Below are 22,269 nucleotides of genomic sequence, written 5' to 3'. Positions count from 1 at the left end.
CCGGACACCGTAATGTGGTGGTTGTGACCGTGAACGCTAAGACCACCGCAACCGGTGGCAACACCTGGCGAGACCTTCCCGCGGCGCAGCAGCCTGAGTACCCCGATGCCGAGGCTCTGCGCGATGTGATCGCGGACCTCGAGTCGTATCCGCCGCTCGTCTTCGCGGGCGAGTGCGATCAGCTGCGCGCCCGCATGGGAGCCGTCGCCCGTGGCGAGGCGTTCCTGCTCCAGGGCGGCGACTGCGCCGAGGCCTTCGATGCCGTGTCCGCCGACCACATCCGCGCCAAGCTCAAGACGCTGCTGCAGATGAGCGCCGTCCTCACGTACGCGGCCTCCGTGCCCGTCGTGAAGGTCGGCCGCATCGCCGGGCAGTACTCGAAGCCCCGCTCCAAGGGGATTGAGACCCGTGACGGCGTGACCCTGCCGACGTACCGCGGCGACTCCGTCAACGGCTTCGACTTCAACGAGAAGGCCCGCATCCCGGACCCCGAGCGGCTGAAGCGGATGTACCACGCGTCCGCCTCCACGCTGAACCTGGTGCGCGCCTTCACCACCGGCGGCTACGCCGACCTGCGCCAGGTGCACGCCTGGAACCAGGACTTCGTGAAGTCGTCCCCGTCGGGTCAGCGCTACGAGCAGCTGGCGCGCGAGATCGACAACGCGCTGAACTTCATGAAGGCCTGTGGCACCGACCCGGCCGAGTTCAAGGCCGTCGAGTTCTACGCCTCCCACGAGGCGCTGCTGCTCGACTACGAGGGCGCCCTCACGCGTACGGACTCGCGCACCGGCAAGCTGTACGACACCTCCGGCCACATGGTCTGGATCGGCGAGCGCACCCGCCAGCTCGACCACGCCCACATCGAGTTCGCCTCGCGGATCGCGAACCCGATCGGCATCAAGCTGGGCCCGACCACCTCGGTCGACGACGCGCTGACGTACATCGACCGGCTCGACCCGGAGCGCGAGCCCGGCCGGCTGACCTTCATCGTCCGCATGGGCGCCGACAAGGTCCGGGACAAGCTCCCGGAGCTGGTCGAGAAGGTCACCGCCTCCGGCGCGACCGTCGCCTGGGTCACCGACCCGATGCACGGCAACACCTTCGAGGCGGCCTCCGGTCACAAGACCCGGCGCTTCGACGACGTGCTCGACGAGGTCAAGGGCTTCTTCGAGGTGCACAAGAGCCTCGGCACCCACCCGGGCGGCATCCACGTCGAGCTCACCGGTGACGACGTCACCGAGTGCGTGGGAGGCGGCGACGAGATTTTCGTCGACGACCTGCACCAGCGCTACGAGACGGCCTGCGACCCGCGGCTCAACCGCAGCCAGTCCCTGGACCTGGCGTTCCTGGTGGCGGAGATGTACCGCGATCAGTAAGTAGCTTCCTACGGCTTTGGGGCGCGGATCGCTGTGATCCGCGCCCCATGTCATTTCCAGAGCTTTACACCTCAGGGTCGCCGGGTAAGGTTAGGTTAGCCTTATCGATCCCGGCGGGAGGTGAATCCGCGTGTACGTCTGCTCATGTTTCGGTGTCACCGAGAAGCAGGTGAAGGAGCACGCGGACGCGGGCGCCTGCACGCCCCGCCAGATCGCCTCGGCCTGCAAGGCCGGAACCGACTGCGGCTCCTGCGTACGGCGCATACAGGCCATCCTCGGACGCGGCAACTGCCCGCGACGGGAGCTGCTCGACCAGGGGATGCCCGCCCTGACGGCGGAGTTCACCGAGCCGGACGAGCTGTCGGAAGCCGCCTAGTTCCGGCGGTCGGTCAGCTCGGCTGCTCGATCAGGGTCGAGATGTACAGCGCCTCGCCGAGGCTCTCGATCAGCTCCAGCTGGGTGTCGAGGTAGTCGATGTGGTGCTCCTCGTCGGCGAGGATCTCCTCGAAGAGGTTGGCCGAGGTGATGTCGCCCTTGGCCCGCATGACATCGATGCCGCGCTTCAGGCGGCCGATCGCCTCGACCTCCACCTGGCGGTCCGCCTCGAACATCTCCTTGACCGTCTGGCCGACCCGCACATGGAAGAGCCGCTGGTAGTTGGGCAGACCGTCGAGCATCAGGATGCGCTCGGTGATCTTGTCCGCGTGCTTCATCTCATCGATGGACTCTTCGCGGGTGTACTTGGCGAGCTTGGTCCAGCCCTTGTTGTCCTGGATGCGGTAGTGCAGCCAGTACTGGTTGATGGCCGTCAGCTCGCCGGTCAGCTGCTCGTTGAGGAACTCGAGGACCTCGGGGTCGCCCTGCATCGCAGAGGCTCCTTCCACGCATGTCTAAGTCGTGACTGGGCAGGATGGCCGCATCCTTGCACCACGGGTGGGGGGCGTCCAGTAAGTACAGGCTTAGTGGGAGATGCCCCAAACCGGCGCTGCTGGGGAGGTTGGCTGGTCATGACCACCCCTCGCGGTCTGTCACCATGGATGACATGGGTCAGCCGGAGAGCGGGGTACACCGGGCAGCAGGGGAGTCGGATCTTCCGCCGGGGCAGCGGCTGCAGCGCGGCTGGCCGGTCACCCACTACGGCCCGGTCCCCAAGTTCAAGCCCGACCGCTGGGAGTTCCGCGTCTTCGGGGCGACGGCGGACGGCGACAAGCGGTGCTGGACCCACGAGGAGTTCTCGGCGCTGCCTTTCGCGACGGTCGTGGCCGATCTCCACTGCGTCACGAAATTCAGCATGCTCGGGGCCGAATGGGGTGGCGTACCCGCCCGGACGATCCTCGATCTCGCCCCGCCGGCCGAGCAGGTCACGCATGTGATGGTCTGGGCCGAGTACGGCTTCAGCGCCAACCTGCGGCTCGCCGACTTCGCCGCCGACCACACGATCTTCGCCACGCACAAGGACGGTGAGCTGCTCACCGCCGAGCACGGCTTCCCGCTGCGGCTCGTGGTGCCGCATCTGTACGCCTGGAAGGGGCCCAAGTGGGTCCGGGGCGTGGAGTACATGACCGCCGATCGCCGCGGCTTCTGGGAGGAGCGCGGCTATCACAACCTCGGCGATCCCTGGAAGGAACAGCGGTACTCGTACCAGGAGGAGCCGGGGGACGGCCCGGAGCTCTGACCGGTGTCAGTGCTGGTGGTACTGGTGGACCACCGCGTGGCCCTTGCCGCGGCCGATCATCCACTTGTTGACGGGTGTGGTGATCACGAAGGCGACGAGGAAGGCGAAGGCCAGGGCGCCCCAGAAGAGCGCGTCCGAGAGGTGCGCGTCCATCGCGCCCGGCACCATCAGCAGGACTCCGTTGTCGACGATCTCCATGACGGTGATGGAGAGGGTGTCGGCGGCGAGCGCGACGCCGATCGCGGCCTTCAGGCTCAGGCCGACGCGGACGACCGCCCAGAGGGTGAGCGAGTAGCCGAAGAAGAAGGCCAGGACGATGGCCAGGACCATCGTCCTGGCGTTGCCCCAGCCGAGCGCGGTGCCGATGATCATGCCGAGGACCTCGCCGATGGCGCAGCCGGTCAGGCAGTGGAGGGTGGCCTTCATCGCCATGGACCAGCTGACCTCGCCCGGCGCCTGTCCGTGCTCGTGCCCGTGGTGGCCTTGGCCGTTTCCGTGGTGGTCGGCGTGGTGGTCGTGGTGCTCGGTGTGCGCTTCGTGCTGCATGGGTTCCCCCGTTGACCGTCGGCGGTTCCTGCTGCCTACACAAGAACCGTATACCCCCTAGGGGTATTGCTCAACGGGAAATTCAGCCGCGGAGCTTCTTCAGCCGCTCCACGTCCGCCACATGCCCTTCCTTCCCGCCCGGCGTCTCGATGATCAGCGGCACCCCGTCGGTCGCGTGGTGCCTCATCAGCGCGCGGAACGGATCCTCGCCGATGTGACCGGCCCCGATGTTCGCGTGCCGGTCCTTGTGCGCGCCGACGACGTCCTTGGAATCGTTGGCGTGGATCAGTTTCAGCCGGCCTTCGCCCACGGTCGCCACCAGCTCGTCGAGCGTCCGCGTCATCCCGTACGGTCCGGTCAGATCGTGGCCGGCCGCGAAGATGTGGCAGGTGTCGAGGCAGATCCCGAGCTTCGGGTGGTGGTCGAGGGCCTCGAAGTACGGGCCGAAGTCCTCGGCGCGCGAGCAGAGCGAGAAGCCCTGCCCGGCCGTCGACTCCAGGAGCAGGTCCGGGGCGTCCGGGTGCGTCAGCTCGTCGAGCAGCGGCCGCATCCGCTCCCGTACCTGCGCCAGCGCCTCCGCGCGCGGCCGGCCGCCGGTCGCCGAACCGGTGTGGACCACCACGCCCTTCGCGCCGATCTCCCGGCCCCGGCGCAGCGAGTGCCGCAGCGACTCGACCGACTTCTCCACGGTGGCCTCGGTGTGGGAGCCGAAGTTGATCAGGTACGGGGCGTGGACCCAGGCGGACAGGGACCCGGCCTCGCACCCGGCGCGGAACAGCTCGTCCTGCGCCGGGTTGCCGACCGGGGTGGCCCAGCCGCGCGGGTTGGCGACGAAGACCTGGACGGTCTCCGCGCCCAGCTCGCGGGCGTAGCCGAGACCGACCGTGGCGAGGCCGCCGGCCACGGGGACATGGCCGCCGACGGGGTTGCGCATGAGTTCTTACAGTCCCTTGATCGTGATGGTGACGGTGGAGCCCTCGGGCGCCGTGGAGCCGCCCTCGACCGACTGGCCGGAAACCGTGTCGCCGAGGAAGGGGAAGGTCTTCTCGACCTTCACCTCGAAGCCCGCTCCCTCCAGCTTCGCGCGCGCGGCGTCGGTCGACTCGCCCGTCACGTCGGGGACCTCGATCATCCGCGGCCCCTTGGAGGCGGTGAGGACGATCCGGTCGCCCTTCGCGGCCCGGCTGCCCTCCGCCAGGGACTGGGCGGCGACCGTGCCGGCCGCCTCCGCCGAGTGGATCTCCTCGCTCGCGATCTCGACCTTGAGCCCGGCGTCCTGGAGCGTGCGGGTGGCGTCGGCCACCGCGTCGCCGGCCACGTCGGGCACGTCGATCGGGCGGCCCTTGCTGACCACGAGCGCCACGGCCGAGTCGGGGCTGCGCTCCGTGCCGGGCTCCGGGTCGGAGCTGATCACGGCGCCCTGCGGGACGTCCTGGCTGAACGCTCTCGTGATCAGACCGGCCGCCAGGCCCTCGTCCGCGAGCAGCCGCTTGGCCTCGGCCAGCGGCTTCCCCTTGAGCCGCGGGACCTTCACGATCTCGGGGCCCCGGGAGATGGTGAGCGTGACCGTGCCGTTGCCCCGTATCCGCGCGCCGGACGTGGGGTCGGTGGCCATGACCGTGCCGCGCTCGTACACCTCGCTGAACGCCCGCTTCGTGGCGCCGACGTCGAGCCCCGCGTCCTTGAGGCGCTCGGTCGCCTTGGCCTCGGTCTGGCCGAGGACCGCCGGGACGCGCGTGAACTGGCCGGAATTGATGTACCAGACGCCCGCCCCGAGCCCGAGGGCGAGCAGCACGGCGGCGACGACGAGCATCGGCCCGCGCGGCAGCGGCCCACGGTCCCGGCGGCGCGCCGCCCGGCCCTCCGCCGGGGGCTCGGGCGGCGGCATGGTCAGCCGGCTGGTGTGCTGCACGTCGTGTTCCGGCAGGGGTGCCGAGACGGCCCGGGGGATCACGCTGGTCCGGTCCTCCGTCCCCGTACGGTCCTCGGCGTGCGCCTGCGGCGGTACGGCGTCCAGCTGCGCGTCCCCGAGCCTCGCCCGGGCCTCCCGGGCCTGTGCGAGGAGCGCGACCGCGTCGTGCGGGCGGATCTCGGGGTTCCGGGCGGTGGCGGTCGCCACCAGCTCGTCCAGTTCGAGGGCGAGGCCGGGCACGGCCGCCGAGGGGGCCGGAACGTCGGTGTTCAGGTGCTGGTAGAGGACCTGGGCGGGGGTGTCCCCGGTGTGCGGCTTGCCGCCGGTGAGCATCTCGTACAGGACGACACCGCAGGCGTACACGTCGGCGCGGGTGTCCGCGGTGCCGTGCTCGATCTGCTCCGGTGCCAGGTAGGAGACGGTGCCCAGGACGGAGCCCGTGGTGTTCGTGGCGGAGCCGACCGCCCGGACGAGACCGAAGTCGGCGACCTTCACCCGGCCGTCGTCCCCTATCAGGACGTTCTCCGGCTTCATGTCCCGGTGCACGAACCCGGCCCGGTGCGCGGCGCCCAGTGCGGCGAGCACCGGCTCCAGGATGTCGAGCGCGGCGCGCGGGCGGAGCGCCCCGCGCTCGCGCAGCACGTCGCGGAGCGTGCACCCGGCGACGTACTCCATCGCGAGGTAGACGTACGCGCCGTCCGCGCCCTGGTCGAAGACCCCGACCACGTTGGGGTGCGAGAGCCGGGCGACGGACTTGGCCTCGCGGATGAACCGCTCGACGAACGCGGCGTCGGTGGCGAGGGCCGGGTGCATCACCTTGAGCGCGAGCACCCGGTCGAGGCGGGTGTCGACGGCCCGGTAGACCGTGGCCATCCCGCCGACGGCGATGCGCGCGTCGACGCGGTAGCGGCCGTCGAGCAGCTGCCCGACGAGGGGGTCCTGAAGGGTCGTGTCCACGGCCACGAGTTTACGAGCCGGTGAGGACACCCCGTCCCCACCGGCCCCGACCGCTGCACACCTGTGACGCGACGCACGGCCTCGGCGTGACCGGAGCCTGGCTCAGAACGCCGGGCGTTCCGGGTCCAGAGTCGCTCGGCCGTCCGTCGGGGAGGAGGCCTCGGCGAAGTGGCGGCGGGGGATCCGGCCCGCCCGGTGGGCGAGGCGGCCCGCCTCCACCGCGTGCCGCATCCCCTCCGCCATCAGCACCGGGTCCTGGGCCCGGGTCACCGCGGAGGCGAGCATGACCGCCGAGCAGCCCAGCTCCATCGCCAGCGCGACGTCCGAGGCCGTCCCGGCGCCCGCGTCCAGGATCACCGGCACGCCCGCGCGCTCGACGATCAGCTGGAAGTTGTGCGGGTTGCGGATCCCGAGCCCGGAGCCGATCGGGGAGCCGAGCGGCATGATCGCCGCGCACCCCACGTCCTCCAGCTTCCGCGCGAGGACCGGGTCGTCGTTGGTGTACGGCAGGACGACGAAACCGTCGTCCACCAGCGTCTCCGCCGCGTCGAGCGTCTCGATCGGGTCCGGCAGCAGGGTCCGCTCGTCGGCGATGACCTCCAGCTTGATCCAGTCGGTGCCGAGCGCCTCCCGGGCCAGGCGGGCGGTCAGGATCGCCTCGCCCGCCGTGAAGCAGCCCGCCGTGTTCGGCAGGACGCGGATCGAGAGCCGCTCCAGGACGGAGAGGACCGAGCCCCGCACGGTCGGGTCGAGGCGCCGCATGGCGACGGTCGTCAGCTCCGTGCCGCTGACGGCCAGCGAGCGTTCGAGGATGTCCAGGCTCGGGGCCCCGCCCGTGCCCAGGATGAGCCGGGAGGCGAACTCCGTACCGCCGAGGAGGAAGGTGTCGTCGGACATGGCGCTCAGCCCCCCTGCACGGCGGTGAGGACCTCGACCCGGTCGCCCTCGCCGAGGACGGTCGCGGACCACTGGCTGCGCGGTACGACGGTCTCGTTGACGGCCGCCGCAACGCCGGAGGGCGCGGCGGTCAAGGTCGTGACCAGGGCGTCGAGGGTCGTGGGCGCGGCGAGGACGCGGGCCTCGCCGTTGACGGAGACGTTCATGCGGGCTGCTCCTGACGTACGGGGGAGAAGCGGCGGGGAGTGAAGGGGCGGGCCTCGTCCGGAAGCACGCCGGTGGTGAGGAACTCGGCCATGACGTCGCCGGTGACCGGGGTGAGCAGGACGCCGTTGCGGTAGTGCCCGGTGGCCAGACGGAGGCCGTCGAGCGCGGTCGGGCCGAGCAGCGGGGCGTTGTCCGGCGACCCCGGGCGCAGGCCGGCCAGCGTCTCGGTGAGTGGCAGCTCGGTGAGGCCGGGGACGAGCTCGTGGGCGTCGCGGAGCAGCTCGTACACCCCGCCCGCCGTGACGGTGGTGTCCCAGCCCAGCTCCTCGCTGGTCGCGCCGACCACCAGCTCGCCGTTCTCGCGCGGCACCAGATAGACGTGGCTGCCGCGCACGACCGCCCGGACGGTCCGGGACAGGAACGGCGCGTACGCGGGTGGCACGGTGAGCCGCAGCACCTGTCCCTTGACGGGACGTACCGGAGGCAGGACCTCCGGCGGTACGCCCGCGAGCCGGCCGCTGAGGCTGCCGGTGGCAAGGACGACCTGGTCCGCCGCCAGCGGGCCGCCGTCCGCGACGGCGACGCCGGTGGCCCGGTCCCGTACCGTCGTCAGCCGCTCGGCGAGGCCCCGGTGGAAGACCACCCCGGCCCGTTCGCACGCGGTGACCAGGGCGGCGGCGAGCCGGCGCGGGTCGACCTGGTGGTCGCCGTCGACCCGCAGTCCGCCGCGCACCCCCGGCGCCAGCATCGGTTCGAGACGGCGGCATTCGCGCCCGCTGAGCCACTCCGACTCCAGGCCGGAGCGGATCTGCAGGGCGTGCAGATCGCGCAGATGGGCGCGGTCGTCGGCGTCGAGCGCGACCGCGAGCGTGCCGCAGGCGCGGTAGCCGACGTCGTGGCCCGTGGCGTCCTGGAGTTCGGCGACGAACGCGGGATAGCGGCGCGCGGATGCGAGGTTGAGGGCGAGCAGGGTCTCCTCGCCGTAGTGGAGTTCGGTGACGGCGGCCAGCATCCCGGCCGCCACCCGGGCGGCCCCGCCGCCCGGCTCGGGGTCCACGACCGTGGTGCGCAGCCCGCGTTGCGCGGACCGCCAGGCCGTGACCAGGCCGATGATTCCGCCCCCGATGACGAGGACGTCGGATGTACGCGACATGGGCGTCCAGCCCCTCCCTTCGCCGGCATGACCCGGATCAGGTTCGTACGGTCGGAGGCCGGCCAGCCTCCCTCTCAGCCCGGTGCGTCCGGGCTCCCGCGAGTGCTCTACGTTGACGGCCAGCCTAACCCTCGCCTCCGACGCCCAGTAAGGGAGCCTTCACCGTGGCGCGATCTCTCGACGGTCTGACCCTCGCCCCCGTCGCCGACCAGGCCCCCGGACAGGTCGGGACGCGGACCCGGTTCACGTACCACGAGGAGGACGGCCGGATCTGGGCCGAGTACGCGGGCGGTGACGTGGTGCGCGGGTTTCTCGTCGGCACGCGCGCGGGGGACCGGCTCGACTTCCGTTACGTACAGCTGAAGCGGGACGGAACGACATCTTCCGGGTGCTGTGTCTCCACCGTGACGGAGCTGCCGGACGGGCGCGTTCGGCTGGAGGAGAGCTGGGCATGGGAGTCCCAGGAGGGCTCCGGCACCAGCGTCGTGGAGCAGCTGCCTGACTGTCTGCCTTCCTGACGGTGCGTCAGAAAGTTAAGGTGATCGGGTGAGCGAGCAGAAGCAGGCAGAGCAGCGGGTCGTCGTCGTGGGCGCCGGGATGGCGGGGGTACAGACCGCCGTCGCCCTGCGCGAACAGGGGTTCACCGGACCCGTCATCCTCATCGGGGCCGAGCCCCACCAGCCCTACGACCGCCCGCCGCTGTCCAAGGCGGTCCTCCTCGGCAAGGCCGAGGACTCCGCCTTCGACGTCGACTTCGAGGCCCTCTCCATCGACCTGCGCCTCGGCCTCGACGTCACCGGCCTGCGCGCCGACGCCCACGAGATCGACACCGAGGCCGGACCCGTCCCGTACGACGTCCTGGTCCTCGCCACCGGCGCCGAACCGGTCACCCTGCCCGGCACCGAGGGTGTCCCCGGCGTCCATCTGCTGCGCACCCTGGACGACGCGGCCCGCCTCAAGCCCGTCCTGGAGCGGCGCCACGACATCGTCGTGGTCGGCGCCGGCTGGATCGGCGCCGAGTTCGCCACCGCCGCCCGCGAGGCGGGGTGCGCGGTCACCGTCGTGGAGGCCGCCGACCGGCCGCTCGCCGGCGCGCTGCCCGCCGAGGTCGCCGCCCCGATGGCCCGCTGGTACGAGGAGAGCGGCGCCGAACTCCTCACCCACGCGCGCGTGGACCGCGTCGAACCCGGCACGGTCGTCCTCGCCGACGGTCGGCGGCTGCCCGCCGACGCGGTCGTCGTCGGCATCGGCGCCCGGCCCGCCACCCGCTGGCTCGACGGCTCAGGCATCGCCCTGGGCGAGGACGGCTCCGTCACCGCCGACGACCGGCTGCGCACCTCCCTGCCCGACGTGTACGCCGTCGGCGACTGCGCCTCCTTCCCCTCCGCCCGTTACGGCGCCCGGCTCCTGGTCCACCACTGGGACAACGCCCTCCAGGGCCCCCGTACCGTCGCGGCCGACATCATCGGCGAGACCCCCCAGGTCTACGACCCGGTGCCGTACTTCTGGTCCGAGCAGTTCGGCCGGTTCGTGCAGTACGCCGGACACCACACCGGAGCCGCCGAGCTGGTCCGCCGGGGCGACCCGGCCGATCCCGCCTGGTCCGTCCTCTGGCTGCGCGACGGCGCCCTCGTCGCCCTGCTCGCCGTCGGCCGGCCCCGCGACCTGACCCAGGGCCGCAAGCTGATCGAGTCGGCCGCCCGGCTCGATCCGGAGCGCGCCGCCGACCCCTCCGTCCCTCTGAAGGCGGCAGTCGGCTAGGCCCGACTACCGACTGTCAGTCCGGGATGGCAGGCTTGTCCCGTGACCGAGATTGACGCAAGAACTGATGCTCTCGTCCCCGCCTGGCTCTACCTCCCCGACATCGCGGAAATGCTCGATGTCGAGGTGACGCGCGTGCGGCAGCTGGTCAAGGAGGGCCAGCTCATCGCCGTACGACGCGGCGAGAACAAGGCGCTTCAGGTGCCCGCCGCCTTCATCGACGGCGACAAGGTGGTCAAGGGCCTCTCCGGGACCCTGACCCTCCTGAGGGACGACGGCTTCACCGACGAAGAGATGCTGGAGTGGCTCTTCACTCCCGACCCGAGCCTGCCGGGCACGCCCGCGCAGGCCCTCAGCGAGAATCGCGGCACGGAGGTGAAGCGCCGCGCCCAGGCGCTCGCCGTCTGACGCACACGTACCGAAGACACCACAGGAGGCCCCTGGGGGCCGGGTCCGCCCGGCCCCCTCGGGCCACCGCACCGACGGGGGGATCCCACCCATGTCCACGCCTCGCGCCCAGCTCGCCGACGCCCGGCTCTACCTCTGCACGGACGCCCGCAGGCGCCAGGGCGACCTGCCCGCCTTCCTCGACGCCGTGCTCTCCTCCGGCGTGGACATCGTGCAGCTGCGCGACAAGGGCATGGAGGCCGGCGAGGAGCTGGAGCACCTCGCCGTCTTCGCCGAGGCCTGCCGCAGGCACGGCAAGCTGCTCGCCGTGAACGACCGGGCCGATGTCGCCCACGCGATCGGCTCCGACGTGCTGCACCTGGGCCAGGGCGACCTGCCGGTGCCCGCCGCCCGGGCGATCCTCGGCGAGGACCTGCTCATAGGCCGGTCCTGCCACGGCGAGTCCGAGGTGGACGCGGCCGCCGCCGAGCCCGGCGTGGACTACTTCTGCACCGGCCCCTGCTGGCCCACCCCCACCAAGCCCGGCCGGTACGCCCCCGGCCTCGGCCTCGTGCGGTACGCGGCCGCCCTGGAGCAGGACCGGCCCTGGTTCGCCATCGGCGGCATCGACGAGACCACTCTCGACGAGGTCCTGGACGCGGGCGCCCGCCGGATCGTCGTCGTCCGGGCGATCACCGAGGCCGACGACCCGGCCGCGGCCACGGCCCGGCTGGCCAAGCGGGTCCGCGAGCGTACGGCGTAGCGGACGGTGTAGCGGACGGTGACCGTCTGCTGTCGGACGCGGTGTCCGCAACCGCGTCCGCACCGGTGTCCAAATCGGTGTCCATCACTCGGACACCGCTTCGTCGGCCGCAGCACCCCGTCTAACCTGCCCGTATGGCCCTTGGTACCGCTTCCACCCGCTCGGACCGCGCACGCACGGTCCGCGAGATCCTCGCCTCCGGCAAGCCGTCGTACTCCTTCGAGTTCTTCGCGCCCCGGACGGAGAAGGGCGAACGGAGCCTCTGGAACGCCCTGCGGCGGGTCGAGGCGGTCGGCCCGAGCTTCGTCTCCGTGACCTACGGCGCCGGCGGCTCCACCCGCGGCGGCACGGTCAAGGCCACCCAGAAGATCGCCGGCGACACCACCCTCACCCCCGTCGCCCACCTCACCGCCGTCGACCACTCGATCGCCGAGCTGCGCAACGTCCTCGGCCAGTACGCCGACGCCGGCATCCGCAACATGCTCGCGCTGCGCGGCGACCCGCCGGGCGACCCGCTGGGGGAGTGGATCGAGCACCCCGAGGGCGTCCGGTACGCCGCCGACCTGGTCCGGCTGATCAAGGAGTCCGGCGACTTCTGCGTCGGCGTCGCCGCCTTCCCGGAGATGCACCCGCGCTCCATCGACTGGGACACGGACATCCGTCACTTCGTGGACAAGTGCCGGGCCGGCGCCGACTACGCGATCACCCAGATGTTCTTCGACCCGGAGAACTACCTGCGGATGCGCGACAGCGTGGTGAAGGCCGGCTGCGAGACGCCGATCATCCCCGAAGTCATGCCTGTTGTTAACGTGAAGACCCTCGACCGGCTGCCCCAGCTGAGCAACGCTCTCTTCCCGTCGGATGTGAAAGACCGCATCCTCGCCGTCAAGGACGATCCGGCCGCTGTACGCTCCATTGGCATCGAGTTCGCGACGGAGTTCTGCGCGCGGCTGCTCTCCGAGGGTGTCCCCGGACTGCACTTCATCACGCTGAACAACTCCACCGCGACGCTGGAGATCTACGAGAATCTCGGACTGCACGTGCAGTCGTGACCGGCGTACCCGCCCCAGACCCGAGGCGGTGGCCGTAGGAGAGGGGCGGGCATGGGGTGGACGGTCCTCTACATCGCGTTCGGTGTCGTCGCGTTGTGGCTGCTGGGTGAGGTGCTTCTGCAGTACAAGGCGCGGCTCCGCTGGCGCCTGCTCGCCTTCTCCGGCTTCCTCGGCGTCGTCATCGGCGTCCTGCTGCCGTCCGTCGCGGTGATCGTCGTGGGCGCGGTGGCCTTCGCCGTCGGCCAGACCTATGTGACCCTCTCCTTCCGCCGCGGCTTCTCCACCGGCTGGGCGATCGGCGGCAGCCCCGGCGCGAGCCGGCGCCGCAAGTCCGCCCCGCCCGCCGAGGCCGGACCGACGCTGGAGGTCAGCGACCTCTCCTACGAGGCCGCCGACCCCGCGCCCGGAGAGACCGCGGCCGTCTACGCGCCCGAGCCGATGCCCGACGACACCGGCCAGTACGGCGTCTACACCCCCGCGTACGACCACTCCCAGGCGCACGCCGAGACCCCGCAGCACTCCTACGGGGGATACGACGGCGGCTACGGCACGCCCGGGTACGAGCAGCAGCCCGGGTACGAGCAGCAGCCCGGCTACGAGCAGCCGGCCTACGGCTACGGCACCGGCCAGCAGCAGTACGCCGCCTACTCGGACCCGTACATCGGCCCGAGCACGGACGGCCAGCAGTACGCCGCGTACGACTACGGCACCGGTGGCCAGCAGCCCTACCAGGACCCGTACGCGCCCTCGTACGCCTACGACACGCCGCCCGGCGGGGTCTGGGTGCCGCAGCAGCGTGACGGCGAGCAGAGCGCCCCGCCGCCGCAGCAGGGCCAGGAGTTCTACGGCTACGACAACGACCAGCAGTACCGGTACTGACCGGCACCGACCGGTCCTAAAGGTCGTCCCGTAGGGGAAGCCGGACCGTCACGATGAGACCGCCGGTCGGGCGGGGCGTGAGGTCGAGGGTCCCGTCGTGGGCGCGGACGATGCTGTGCACGATGGCCAGGCCGAGGCCGACGCCGGCGTGTTCGTCGGTGCGTACGCGTTCCGTTCCGCGCTGGAAGGGCTCGGTCAGGGTCGGTACCAGTTCCGGTGGGAGCCGATGGCCGGTGTTCTCGACCCGCAGCACGCTCGCGTCGGGCTGCGCCTCGGTGTGGACCGTCACGGTGCCGCCGGCGGGGAGGTTGTGGACGACGGCGTTCTGGACGAGGTTCGTCATCATCCGCAGGAGCAGCTCCGCGGAGCCGCTGGTCCGGGCCGCCCCGCCGGTGACGTCGAGCGTCGTCCCGCGCCGTTCGGCGAGGGGAAGCAGCGTTTCGGTGGCTTCCTCGGCGATGAGGGAGAGGTCGACGGGCTCGCGGGTGACGTTTCCGCGGTCGCTGCGGCTGAGCAGCAGGAGTGCCTCGGTGAGGTCGATCGCCCGGGTGTTGACCTTGTGGAGGCGTTCGACGAGTTCGCCCGGGTCCCGCGTGGGGTCCCTGCGGGCGACGTCGAGCAGCGCCTGCGAGATCGCCAGCGGGGTGCGCAGTTCGTGGGAGGCGTTCGCGGCGAACCGCTGCTGCTCGGCGACGTGCGATTCGAGTTCTTCCAGCATGGTGTCGAACGCGTCGGCGAGCTCGCGGAATTCGTCCTGACGGCCCTTCATGCGGATCCGGTGCGACAGCGATCCGTTCCCGGCGGTGCGTGCCGCGGCCGTGATCCGGGTGAGCGGTGCGAGCATCCGGCCGGCCAGGAACCATCCCCCGACGAGGCCGAACACGAGCAGGACGGCCATCGCCACGGCCGCGGCGGGGACGAAGGTGCGGACGAGGAGGTAGCGGTTGGGCGAGATCCCGAGCAGGCCCTGGGGTTTGTCGGGTACGTAGCGCAGCAGGAACACCCACACCACGGCCAGCAGGAGAGCGCCGGCGAGGGCGAGGAACCCGGCGTAGCTGAGGGTGAGTTTCAGCCGGGCGCTGAGCCCCGGGCGTCTATCCACGAGCGTCGCCGGGGCGGGTGGTGTCGGGGCCGGTGGTGTCGGGGGCGGCCGCGTCCGCGCCGGTGGTGTCTGAGCCGGTGGTGTCCGGGCCGGTGTCGATGCGGTAGCCGACACCCGGCACCGTGGCGATGAGCCAGGGTTCCCCGAGCCGTTTGCGCAGTGCGGAGACGGTGATGCGGACGGCGTTGGTGAAGGGGTTGGCGTTCTCGTCCCAGGCCCGCCTCAGCAGCTCTTCGGCGCTGATGACACCGCCCTCGGCGGCGATGAGGACTTCGAGCACCGCGAACTGCTTCCGGGTGAGCGCGACGTGGCGTCCGTCGCGGGAGACCTCCCGGCGGAAGGGGTCGAGCCGGAGGCCCGCGATCTCCCTGACCGGGGGCCTGGCGTGCGCGCGCCTGCGGTCGAGCGCCCGCAGCCGCATGACGAGCTCCCGCAGCTCGAACGGCTTGGTGAGGTAGTCGTCGGCGCCGAGCCCGAACCCGGAGGCCTTGTCGTCGATCCGGTCGGCGGCGGTGAGCATGAGGATCGGGATGCCGCTGCCGGAGGCGACGATGCGCCGGGCGACCTCGTCGCCGGACGGGCCGGGGATGTCGCGGTCGAGGACGGCGAGGTCGTAGGAGTTGACGCCGAGCAGCTCCAGGGCGGTGTCGCCGTCGCCGGCGATGTCGGCGGCGATCGCCTCAAGCCGCAGACCGTCACGGACGGCCTCGGCCAGGTAGGGCTCGTCCTCCACGATCAGTACGCGCATGTCCGAAGCCTAAGCAGCTCCGTATGTCGCCGACGAATGCGCGGACGGTGCCTCCGCCGTCGTGCGCCACCAGTGGCGCGACGCCAGCGCGGCCAGTACGGCGCCGGTGGCGTTGACCAGTACGTCGTCCACGGAGGACACCCGGTCGAGGCGCAGGACGTACTGGGCGATCTCGACCAGGACCGAGCAGCCCGCCCCGAGGGCCAGGATCCGCGGCACGGACGCCAGCGCCGCGAACCGCATCGGGGCGAAGAACCCCAGCGAGGCGAAGACCAACAGGTTGCCGACGATACCGAGGGGCCCCATCGTGACCAGGTCCCGCAGCGGTACCAGGCTGAACCGGCCGGGGACGATGCCGGCCCCGGCGCCCGGCATCATGGTCAGCCACACGAACGGCACCGTCCCGTGGACCATGCCCACCTCGGCCAGCGACATCCGCCACGCCGAGGGGACGCCCGCGGCACGCCGACGCCACGCCAGAGCACCCGCCACCAGGGCCGCCAACGGCAGCGCGACCAAGGTCATGAGCACGACACCGTTGAACGTGTCGTAGCAGCCGTGCCAGCGCCCGGCCATGCACCGTGGCGCGGACATCATGAGCATGCGGCGCGGGAAGAGCAGGGCGATCGCCACGCCGAGGACCGCCAGACCGATGATCACGATCCAGCGGGTGCGGCGGGGCGGTGCTGACAGGGATGCGCTGTGGTTCATGCCGCGATTGAAGACGGCAGCCTGTTGCGGGGGCGTATGCGATTTTCGATACGCCCGCGATACGTCCTCACTGGGAGCCGCGGAAGTCGTCGCCCTCCACGATCAGGCCGGCGACCAGCGCGCCCGACATGCCCGCGTGGGCCAGGCCGCCGCCCGGGTGGGACCAGCCGCCGGCGAAGTACAGGCCGGGCAGCGGGGCGCGGTTGTCGGCGGGCAGGAAGTCGCCGCCGTCGCCCGCGAGGGCGGGGCCGGGGACCTCGGGGACGCCCGTCTCCCGCAGGGTGTCGTCCGGGGTACGGACCTCCTGCCACAGCAGCCGGTCACGGAGCCCGGGAACGGCCGCCTCCGCAGCCTTCACGATCTCCTCGGCGATCTCCGACCAGTCGTGCTCCGGATACACGTTCACCGTTGCCGTGACCGTCACCGACTCGTGGTCGCCGTCGGGGCGCAGTGACGGGTCGTCGGGCCGCAGCACCGTCGTGGTGGGGTGGTCCCCGGCCTCATGGACGACCGTACGGTGCGCGGCCTCCGCCTCCCGGGCTCCGCGCAGAGCCAGACAGACCGTTACCCGTCCGGTCACGTCGTGCTGGTACCGCGGCCAGTCGTCCTGACGCTCCCAGGCCACGACGTGGTCCCCGTACAGCGCGGGAACGGGAGCGCCGGCGACGACGTGGTCCGCCTCGACGACCTCGCCGCCCGCCAGCTCGATCCCGACGGTCCGGCCGTCCTTCTCCCGTACGGCGGTGACCTCGGCACCGAAGGCGAACTCGACCCGCCGCTTCAGGCACCGCTCGTACACCGCGTCGGCGAGCGCCCGGATGCCGCCCTTCACGTACCAGGTCCCGAAGGTCTGCTCCATGTACGGCAGGACGGCGGCCGAGGCAGGGGCGGTGGCCGCGTCGAAGCCGTAGGCCCAGGCGTACGAGTCCAAGAGCGCGACGAGCCGGGGGTCGCGCAGCTCCCGCCGGCCGATCTGGTCGAGGGTGGTCGTCCGGCGCCGCAGGAACGGCGCCTTCAGAGCCGGGTACGGCTCACGGGCGAGCGGGGAGGTGTCCGCGGCCTGCGGCTCCTCCAGGAGGGGGCGGCGCGTGCGGTCCCAGGCCTCGCGGGCCCGGCCCAGGAAGTCGCCCCAGCGCTCGCCCGCGCCCGCGCCGAGCGCCGCGTCCAGGGCGGAGACCGTGCCCGCCCGGGAGGCGTTCGGCAGGTCCACGCGGGTGCCGTCGGCGAAGACATGACGGGCCGCCGGATCGACCTGCGTCAGCTCGACACAGTCCTCCAGGGGCTCCTTGCCTGTCTTGACGAACAGATCGCGGTAGACCGCGGGCAGGTGCAGCAGCCCGGGGCCGGTGTCGAAGCCGAACCCGTCCCGCTCGAAGCGGCGCACCGCACCGCCGTACGTCCCGCCGCGCTCGTACACCGTCACCCGGTGGCCCGCCACGGCCAGCCGGGCGGCCGCCGCCATGGCGCCCATGCCTGCGCCGATCACCACAATCCGTGCCATGCCAGCGACCCTATCGGCCGCCACCGACAGCCCCGCCGCGTGCCCCGGTAAGCCGGGCGGGCCCGAGCTCCGGTCAGCCGGGCGGGCCCGAGCCGCGGGCCTCCGCCGCGGCCAGCTTCCGCTCCTCCCGCCGTTGAGCCCGGCGGCGCAGGAAGCGGCGGATGCTGTGGGCGAGGAAGATCAGTATCACCAGGCCGAGCACGAGCAGGACGGCCGCGATGATCGCCGCGACCTCCGGGTTGAACATCGCGAAGGTGATGATCCCGGCGACCCCGAGGTCCTCCGCCGTGCTCATGGCGATGTTGGAGAACGGTTCCGGCGAGGTGTTGATCGCCATCCGCGTCCCGGCCTTGACGAAGTGGCTCATCAGGGCGGTCGAGCCGCCGACCGCGCCCGCCGCCAGGTCGGGGAGCGAACCGGACTGCCCGGCGAGCAGGGCGCCGACCACGGCGCCGGACACCGGCCGGATGACGGTGTGGACGGAGTCCCAGACGGAGTCCACGTAGGGGATCTTGTCCGCCACCGCCTCGCAGAGGAACAGCACCCCGGCGGCGATCAGGACGTCGGTGCGCTGCAGCGACTCGGGCACCTCGTCGGTGAGACCGGTCGCGCCGAAGATGCCGAGCAGGAGGACCACCGCGTACGCGTTGATCCCGCTCGCCCAGCCGCTGGTGAAGACCAGGGGGAGTACGGACACGCCCGCGATCGTAACCAGGTCTGAGTATCCGTACCTAGGTGTCGAGATGAGTAGGTACGCGGATGGGTTCCCACCTGCGGGGACGAGAGAGTGGGGGGCACGGAAGGGGCGCGGCTCCGGTACCGCCGACACGGGGTGGCGGAACGGGGCCGCGCGCCTGCCGGCACCACGGGGAACGCACGGGGGAACGCGGTGCACGGGGGTGCACGGGGGTGCAGGAACGGCGAACGGCGAGGCTCGGGGGGATCGAGCCTCGCCGTTCGTCGTACGTCCGTCGTGCGTCGTGCCGGACCGGGCTAACGCCCGCTCACGCGCCCGTGCAGCAGCCGGGACAGGGCGCTGTGGACGTCGTCGAGCGAGCGCTCCCGCTGGAAGGCCTGCCAGTCCAGGGCGGCCACCAGGACCATCCCGACCAGCGCCGCCGCCGTGAGCGGAATGTCGATCTCACGGCTCAGCTCGCCCTCCTCGACCCCCTCGCGCAGCACGTCCTCCACCACCGCGACCGCCTGCTGGCGGACCACCAGGAGGGTCGAGTTCCAGGCCCGGTTGGTGCGCCAGAGCTCGGCCACGTACAGCTGGGTGAAGGCCGGATAGCGGTCGATGAAGACCAGACCGGCCCGGATCATCGCGTCCAGCGCGTCGACCCGGCTCCCGCCCCGCTCCGCCGTCTCCTCGGCCGCCGTCCGCAGGGAGGCGGTGAGCAGCCCGACACCGTGCCGCAGCAGCTCCTCGAAGAGCTCGGTCTTGCTCTTGAAGTTGTAGTAGACCGTGCCCTTGGCGACACCCGCGCGTTCGGCGATCTCGTCCACCGTGGTCGCCGAGAATCCCTGCTCGGCGATGAGGGTGACGGCGGCCTCGTAGAGCTTCGCGCGCGTGGCCTGGCGTCTGGTGCTGCTGCTGTCCATGGGCTCGATTCTCACAGGTTCCGGAGGTCTCACCGGCTCGGACCGGAGGTCTTCACAGGCTCAGGTCGGGGTGGAGCCGGTCCAGCGTCCAGACCTGCTTGCGCCGGGCCGACACGGCCGTCAGCGCGAGCGCCCCGAGCGTGAACGCGGCAAGCACCGCGCACGCCTGCCAGACGGGTCCGATCCCGCCTCCCGAGATCAGCCGGCGCAGCGACTCGACCACGTAGCTCATCGGCAGGAAGGGGTGGATGGCGTTGAAGAACCCGGGACTGGTCTGCACGGGGTACGTGCCGCCCGCCGAGGTCAGCTGGAGCATGAGCACGGCGAGCACCAGGATCCGGCCCGCCGCGCCGAAGCGGGCGTTGAGCCACTGGATGATCGCGGCGAAGCAGCAGGTCACCAGGGCCAGGAAGCCGACCGTACCGGCGGCCCTGGTCATCTGGAGGCCGAGCCCCCAGTGCAGGACCGACATCAGCGCGGCGACCTGGAGCAGCCCGATGGCCGCGACCGGCAGCCAGCCGGTCAGGGCGATCCGCCAGGCCGACGCACCGGCGGCGAGCGCGCGCCGGTTGAGCGGCTGGATCAGCATGTACGCCACCATCGCGCCGACCCAGAGGGAGAGCGGGATGAAGTACGGGGCGAATCCGGTGCCGTAGTTGGGCGCCTTGTGGAGCGACTGGGAGGCGAGTTCGACCGGGTCGGCCATGACCTCCGTACGGCGGTCGCGGGCGTCCTTGTCGTAGTCGGGGATCTTGTCGACCCCGTCCTTCAGCCCGGTGGCCAGCTCGCCCGAGCCGTCGGCCAGCTTGAACAGCCCGCCGTCGAGCTCCCCGGCGCCCTTCTTGAGCTTGCCGACCCCGCCGTCGAGGTTCACCGAGCCGCTCTTCGCGGTGGTGAGGCCGGTGTGGAGCTCGTCGGCCCCCTTGGCCACCTTCTGGGCGCCCTCGTTGAGCTTGTTGATCTTCCTGACGGCGCCTTCGAGGTCGTCGTCCAGGCGGGGGGCGGCCTTGACCAGCTCGTTGGCCCGCTTCTGCACGTCGGCGAGCCGGGTGTCGAGCTTCTTCAGGTCCCCGTTGCTGTCCTTGGAGAGCTCGTGGAGGTCGTCGGCGACCTTGGCCACGTCGGCGGCCGAGACCTTGGCCTCCTTGAGGAGCGGGCAGGCCTTGAGGTCGGGAAGCGGGCTGTCGACGCACTCCTTCTTGTGGAGGGCCGCCAGCTTGTCGGCGGCCAGCTGCGCGGCGCTCCGGGCGAGCGGCGCGCGCCGGACCACGTCGGCCAGGTCGTTGCGGACGGCCGTGGCCGCGTCGCCGACCAGCCGGGCGGTGTCGCCGATCGTCTTGCCGTTGTTCTTCAGGTACGGGCGGACCTTGTCGGCCGTCCCGTTGACCTTGCCGGCCAGCTCCTTCGTACCGGCCGCGACCTGCTTCGAACCGGTCTCCAGCTCGCCCGCGCCCTTGTCCAGCTTCTTCAGGCCGGTGGCCAGGTTCCCGCTGCCGGTCTTGGCGTCCTTCAGACCGTCGGCCAGGCCCTTGGAGCCCTTCTTGGCCTTGTCCACGCCGTCCTTGACGTCACCCGCGCCCTTGGCCGCCTCGGCGGTGGCGTCATGGATGCCGGAGAAGGAGATGAAGATCTTGTCGAGGAAGGAGCGCGAGGACTTGATGGAGGCGGCGGTGCGCACCTCGGAGAAGACCGTCCGCGAAATCTGCCCGACGATGTAGTTGTTGGCGTCGTTCGTACGGACCTTCAGCGCGCCCGTCTCGGGGGAGTCGCCCGAGCTGGAGGCGATCCGGGTGCTGAAGTCGGCCGGCATGGTCAGCGAGAGGTAGTACGTCCCGTCCTCGACGCCCTTGCGGGCCTCGGCGTCGCTCACCTGGCGCCAGTCGAAGACCTTGCTGTCGAGCAGGTTCTCGGTGATGTCGGCACCGGCGTCGATCTTCTTGCCGTCGGCGGTGGCGCCCTTGTCGTCGTTGACGAGCGCGACGGGTATCCGGTCGAGCCTGCTGTACGGGTCCCAGAAGGACCACAGGTACAGCGCGCCGTACAGCAGCGGCAGCAGCAGGATCGCGACGAGCGCGGCGCGCGGCAGCTTCCCCCTGCCGAACCGCTTCAGCTCAAGCGCGGCCAGTCTCGGCGAGCGCATCGGCTTCCCCCTCCTCGGTCGTGTCTTCGGCGTCTTCGGTGGCGTCTTCGGAGGCGGTTTCGGAGGCGGTTTCGGGTGCGTCCGTGGCCGCCTCTTCGGTGGCTTCTTCGGCCTCGGCGGCCTCCGCGGCCTCTTCGGTCGTGCGTGGTGCGGTGGTGATCTTCAGGGCGCCCTCGGGGGCCTCGCTGCACACGGCGAGCACCGTCGTGCCGGCGTCGGCGATCGAGCGGAGCAGCGTCCAGGCCTCGGCCCGGTCGGCGGCGGAGAGCTTGAGGTCGGTGTCGTCCAGGGCGAGCAGCCGGGGGCGGCCGATCAGGGCCAGGGCCACGGAGAGGCGCAGGGCCTCCAGCCGTTCCAGGTCCCGTACGGAGGTCCGCTCGGCCTTCGGCAGGGTGTCCGGGTCGAGCCCGGCGGCCTCCAGGGCCGCGTCGATCCGGGCCCGGGTGGCGGCGGCGCGCTCGGCGGGCCGCTTGAGCAGGGCCCGGACGGCGCCGTCGTAGCGGCGCTGGAGCAGGGCGCGTTCGCGCAGGTGCTCGGCGACGGTCAGGGCGGGGTCGAGGTCGCTGACCCCGGGCACCGGGCCGAGCGCGCTGAACCGGCGCACCGCGGCCATCCGGCGTGGCAGCGGGAGCCCGCCGACCTCGGCGTGGCCCTCGTGCGGCTTCATTCGGCCGGTCAGCGCGAGCAGCAGACAGGTACGCCCGGATCCGGACGGGCCCTCGATCGCGACGAGCGCGCCCGGCTCGGCCCGGAAGCCGACCTCGCGGAAGACCCAGCCGCGCGGCCCCTTCAGTCCGAACCCGTCCGCGACGACGGCGGCGCCGTGCGGCTCCTCCGGGTTCACGTCCACCGGTTCCACCGGCACACCCCCCATTCCCCATTTATGAACTGACCAGTCAG

The 22,269-nt window shown here is 71.7% G+C and carries 24 protein-coding genes and 1 riboswitch; of the genes, 9 read left to right on the top strand and 15 right to left on the bottom strand.

The window, feature by feature from the left end:
• Positions 1 to 29: 29 nt before the first annotated feature.
• Both Q5762_RS06275 and Q5762_RS06270 read left to right on the top strand, forming a co-directional pair.
• The gene (locus tag Q5762_RS06275) at positions 30 to 1,376 is read left to right on the top strand and encodes a class II 3-deoxy-7-phosphoheptulonate synthase (RefSeq protein ID WP_315891099.1); all 1,347 of its coding nucleotides are present in this window, start codon (positions 30 to 32) and stop codon (positions 1,374 to 1,376) included.
• A 130-nt stretch (positions 1,377 to 1,506) separates the two neighbouring features.
• Positions 1,507 to 1,752 (top strand): (2Fe-2S)-binding protein, encoded by a 246-nt coding sequence (locus tag Q5762_RS06270; protein WP_315890959.1) that lies wholly within the window; start codon positions 1,507 to 1,509, stop codon positions 1,750 to 1,752.
• A 13-nt stretch (positions 1,753 to 1,765) separates the two neighbouring features.
• Here Q5762_RS06270 and bfr read toward each other — a convergent pair whose 3' ends face one another.
• Entirely contained in the window at positions 1,766 to 2,242 is a 477-nt protein-coding gene (bfr, locus tag Q5762_RS06265; protein ID WP_315890958.1) for a bacterioferritin, read from the bottom strand.
• Between the two features lie 176 nt (positions 2,243 to 2,418).
• Between bfr and Q5762_RS06260 the strand changes: the two genes are divergently transcribed.
• The gene (locus Q5762_RS06260) at positions 2,419 to 3,051 is read left to right on the top strand and encodes a sulfite oxidase-like oxidoreductase (protein ID WP_315890957.1); all 633 of its coding nucleotides are present in this window, start codon (positions 2,419 to 2,421) and stop codon (positions 3,049 to 3,051) included.
• 6 nt (positions 3,052 to 3,057) lie between these two features.
• Here the strand turns inward: Q5762_RS06260 and Q5762_RS06255 are convergent, their stop codons facing one another.
• The 6 genes from Q5762_RS06255 to thiO all read right to left on the bottom strand — a co-directional run bounded on the left by Q5762_RS06255 (position 3,058) and on the right by thiO (position 8,723).
• Positions 3,058 to 3,597, bottom strand: coding sequence for a DUF4396 domain-containing protein (locus Q5762_RS06255; protein ID WP_315890956.1), 540 nt, complete (start codon positions 3,595 to 3,597; stop codon positions 3,058 to 3,060).
• An 82-nt stretch (positions 3,598 to 3,679) separates the two neighbouring features.
• Positions 3,680 to 4,531 (bottom strand): deoxyribonuclease IV, encoded by an 852-nt coding sequence (locus Q5762_RS06250; protein WP_315890955.1) that lies wholly within the window; start codon positions 4,529 to 4,531, stop codon positions 3,680 to 3,682.
• Positions 4,532 to 4,537: 6 nt separating this feature from the next.
• Positions 4,538 to 6,466: a Stk1 family PASTA domain-containing Ser/Thr kinase gene (pknB, locus tag Q5762_RS06245; RefSeq protein WP_315890954.1), complete on the bottom strand. Its 1,929-nt coding sequence runs from the start codon at positions 6,464 to 6,466 to the stop codon at positions 4,538 to 4,540.
• Positions 6,467 to 6,568: 102 nt separating this feature from the next.
• A complete protein-coding gene (locus tag Q5762_RS06240; RefSeq protein ID WP_315890953.1) occupies positions 6,569 to 7,363 on the bottom strand; it encodes a thiazole synthase in 795 nt (264 codons plus the stop codon).
• A gap of 5 nt (positions 7,364 to 7,368) precedes the next feature.
• The gene (gene thiS, locus Q5762_RS06235; protein WP_315890952.1) at positions 7,369 to 7,569 is read right to left on the bottom strand and encodes a sulfur carrier protein ThiS; all 201 of its coding nucleotides are present in this window, start codon (positions 7,567 to 7,569) and stop codon (positions 7,369 to 7,371) included.
• Positions 7,566 to 8,723: a glycine oxidase ThiO gene (gene thiO / locus Q5762_RS06230; RefSeq protein ID WP_315890951.1), complete on the bottom strand. Its 1,158-nt coding sequence runs from the start codon at positions 8,721 to 8,723 to the stop codon at positions 7,566 to 7,568. Before thiO ends, thiS begins: the two co-directional genes overlap by 4 nt.
• Positions 8,721 to 8,833, bottom strand: a riboswitch (TPP riboswitch). (Overlaps the previous gene by 3 nt.)
• A gap of 54 nt (positions 8,834 to 8,887) precedes the next feature.
• Between thiO and Q5762_RS06225 the strand changes: the two genes are divergently transcribed.
• From Q5762_RS06225 to Q5762_RS06200, 6 genes are all read left to right on the top strand, one after another.
• Positions 8,888 to 9,241 (top strand): hypothetical protein, encoded by a 354-nt coding sequence (locus tag Q5762_RS06225; protein ID WP_315890950.1) that lies wholly within the window; start codon positions 8,888 to 8,890, stop codon positions 9,239 to 9,241.
• A 28-nt stretch (positions 9,242 to 9,269) separates the two neighbouring features.
• A complete protein-coding gene (locus Q5762_RS06220; protein WP_315890949.1) occupies positions 9,270 to 10,484 on the top strand; it encodes an FAD-dependent oxidoreductase in 1,215 nt (404 codons plus the stop codon).
• Positions 10,485 to 10,526: 42 nt separating this feature from the next.
• A complete protein-coding gene (locus tag Q5762_RS06215; protein ID WP_315890948.1) occupies positions 10,527 to 10,892 on the top strand; it encodes an Rv2175c family DNA-binding protein in 366 nt (121 codons plus the stop codon).
• Positions 10,893 to 10,983: 91 nt separating this feature from the next.
• Positions 10,984 to 11,634: a thiamine phosphate synthase gene (gene thiE, locus Q5762_RS06210; protein WP_315890947.1), complete on the top strand. Its 651-nt coding sequence runs from the start codon at positions 10,984 to 10,986 to the stop codon at positions 11,632 to 11,634.
• A 134-nt stretch (positions 11,635 to 11,768) separates the two neighbouring features.
• The gene (metF, locus tag Q5762_RS06205) at positions 11,769 to 12,686 is read left to right on the top strand and encodes a methylenetetrahydrofolate reductase [NAD(P)H] (RefSeq protein ID WP_315890946.1); all 918 of its coding nucleotides are present in this window, start codon (positions 11,769 to 11,771) and stop codon (positions 12,684 to 12,686) included.
• Positions 12,687 to 12,737: 51 nt separating this feature from the next.
• On the top strand, positions 12,738 to 13,565 hold the full coding sequence (locus tag Q5762_RS06200; RefSeq protein ID WP_315890945.1) for a hypothetical protein: 828 nt from the start codon (positions 12,738 to 12,740) through the stop codon (positions 13,563 to 13,565).
• A gap of 16 nt (positions 13,566 to 13,581) precedes the next feature.
• On the opposite strand, the gene Q5762_RS06195 is transcribed toward Q5762_RS06200, so the two are convergent.
• The 8 genes from Q5762_RS06195 to Q5762_RS06160 all read right to left on the bottom strand — a co-directional run bounded on the left by Q5762_RS06195 (position 13,582) and on the right by Q5762_RS06160 (position 22,234).
• A complete protein-coding gene (locus tag Q5762_RS06195; RefSeq protein WP_315890944.1) occupies positions 13,582 to 14,667 on the bottom strand; it encodes a HAMP domain-containing sensor histidine kinase in 1,086 nt (361 codons plus the stop codon).
• Positions 14,660 to 15,415 carry a response regulator transcription factor gene (locus Q5762_RS06190; RefSeq protein ID WP_315890943.1) on the bottom strand — a complete coding sequence of 252 codons (756 nt, stop codon included), beginning with the start codon at positions 15,413 to 15,415 and terminating at the stop codon, positions 14,660 to 14,662. Before Q5762_RS06190 ends, Q5762_RS06195 begins: the two co-directional genes overlap by 8 nt.
• A 9-nt stretch (positions 15,416 to 15,424) precedes the next feature.
• Positions 15,425 to 16,126, bottom strand: a complete 702-nt coding sequence (locus Q5762_RS06185) for a VanZ family protein (protein ID WP_315890942.1) — start codon at positions 16,124 to 16,126, stop codon at positions 15,425 to 15,427.
• A 67-nt stretch (positions 16,127 to 16,193) separates the two neighbouring features.
• A complete protein-coding gene (locus Q5762_RS06180) occupies positions 16,194 to 17,627 on the bottom strand; it encodes an NAD(P)/FAD-dependent oxidoreductase (RefSeq protein ID WP_315890941.1) in 1,434 nt (477 codons plus the stop codon).
• 73 nt (positions 17,628 to 17,700) lie between these two features.
• Positions 17,701 to 18,324, bottom strand: a complete 624-nt coding sequence (locus Q5762_RS06175; protein WP_315890940.1) for a DUF4126 domain-containing protein — start codon at positions 18,322 to 18,324, stop codon at positions 17,701 to 17,703.
• A 296-nt stretch (positions 18,325 to 18,620) separates the two neighbouring features.
• Positions 18,621 to 19,229 carry a helix-turn-helix domain-containing protein gene (locus Q5762_RS06170; RefSeq protein ID WP_315890939.1) on the bottom strand — a complete coding sequence of 203 codons (609 nt, stop codon included), beginning with the start codon at positions 19,227 to 19,229 and terminating at the stop codon, positions 18,621 to 18,623.
• Between the two features lie 52 nt (positions 19,230 to 19,281).
• Positions 19,282 to 21,369: a YhgE/Pip domain-containing protein gene (locus tag Q5762_RS06165; RefSeq protein WP_315890938.1), complete on the bottom strand. Its 2,088-nt coding sequence runs from the start codon at positions 21,367 to 21,369 to the stop codon at positions 19,282 to 19,284.
• Positions 21,341 to 22,234, bottom strand: coding sequence for an ATP-binding cassette domain-containing protein (locus Q5762_RS06160; RefSeq protein WP_315890937.1), 894 nt, complete (start codon positions 22,232 to 22,234; stop codon positions 21,341 to 21,343). The genes Q5762_RS06165 and Q5762_RS06160 overlap by 29 nt, the downstream gene beginning before the upstream one ends.
• Positions 22,235 to 22,269 lie beyond the last annotated feature (35 nt).

The sequence above is a fragment of the Streptomyces sp. P9(2023) genome (assembly GCF_032436795.1).
Classification (GTDB): Bacteria; Actinomycetota; Actinomycetes; order Streptomycetales; family Streptomycetaceae; genus Streptomyces.
This window is presented reverse-complemented; position numbering and strand designations above follow the sequence as displayed.

Excerpts from the sequence above, each read along its gene's own strand:
- Q5762_RS06170 (WP_315890939.1), bottom strand. The coding sequence starts at position 19,229 with ATGGACAGCAGCAGCACCAGACGCCAGGCCACGCGCGCGAAGCTCTAC.
- Q5762_RS06185 (WP_315890942.1), bottom strand. The coding sequence starts at position 16,126 with ATGAACCACAGCGCATCCCTGTCAGCACCGCCCCGCCGCACCCGCTGG.
- metF (WP_315890946.1), top strand. The coding sequence starts at position 11,769 with ATGGCCCTTGGTACCGCTTCCACCCGCTCGGACCGCGCACGCACGGTC.
- Q5762_RS06240 (WP_315890953.1), bottom strand. The coding sequence starts at position 7,363 with ATGTCCGACGACACCTTCCTCCTCGGCGGTACGGAGTTCGCCTCCCGG.
- thiE (WP_315890947.1), top strand. The coding sequence starts at position 10,984 with ATGTCCACGCCTCGCGCCCAGCTCGCCGACGCCCGGCTCTACCTCTGC.
- bfr (WP_315890958.1), bottom strand. The coding sequence starts at position 2,242 with ATGCAGGGCGACCCCGAGGTCCTCGAGTTCCTCAACGAGCAGCTGACC.
- Q5762_RS06255 (WP_315890956.1), bottom strand. The coding sequence starts at position 3,597 with ATGCAGCACGAAGCGCACACCGAGCACCACGACCACCACGCCGACCAC.
- Q5762_RS06165 (WP_315890938.1), bottom strand. The coding sequence starts at position 21,369 with ATGCGCTCGCCGAGACTGGCCGCGCTTGAGCTGAAGCGGTTCGGCAGG.
- Q5762_RS06260 (WP_315890957.1), top strand. The coding sequence starts at position 2,419 with ATGGGTCAGCCGGAGAGCGGGGTACACCGGGCAGCAGGGGAGTCGGAT.
- Q5762_RS06250 (WP_315890955.1), bottom strand. The coding sequence starts at position 4,531 with ATGCGCAACCCCGTCGGCGGCCATGTCCCCGTGGCCGGCGGCCTCGCC.
- Q5762_RS06180 (WP_315890941.1), bottom strand. The coding sequence starts at position 17,627 with ATGGCACGGATTGTGGTGATCGGCGCAGGCATGGGCGCCATGGCGGCG.
- Q5762_RS06190 (WP_315890943.1), bottom strand. The coding sequence starts at position 15,415 with ATGCGCGTACTGATCGTGGAGGACGAGCCCTACCTGGCCGAGGCCGTC.
- thiO (WP_315890951.1), bottom strand. The coding sequence starts at position 8,723 with ATGTCGCGTACATCCGACGTCCTCGTCATCGGGGGCGGAATCATCGGC.
- thiS (WP_315890952.1), bottom strand. The coding sequence starts at position 7,569 with ATGAACGTCTCCGTCAACGGCGAGGCCCGCGTCCTCGCCGCGCCCACG.
- Q5762_RS06200 (WP_315890945.1), top strand. The coding sequence starts at position 12,738 with ATGGGGTGGACGGTCCTCTACATCGCGTTCGGTGTCGTCGCGTTGTGG.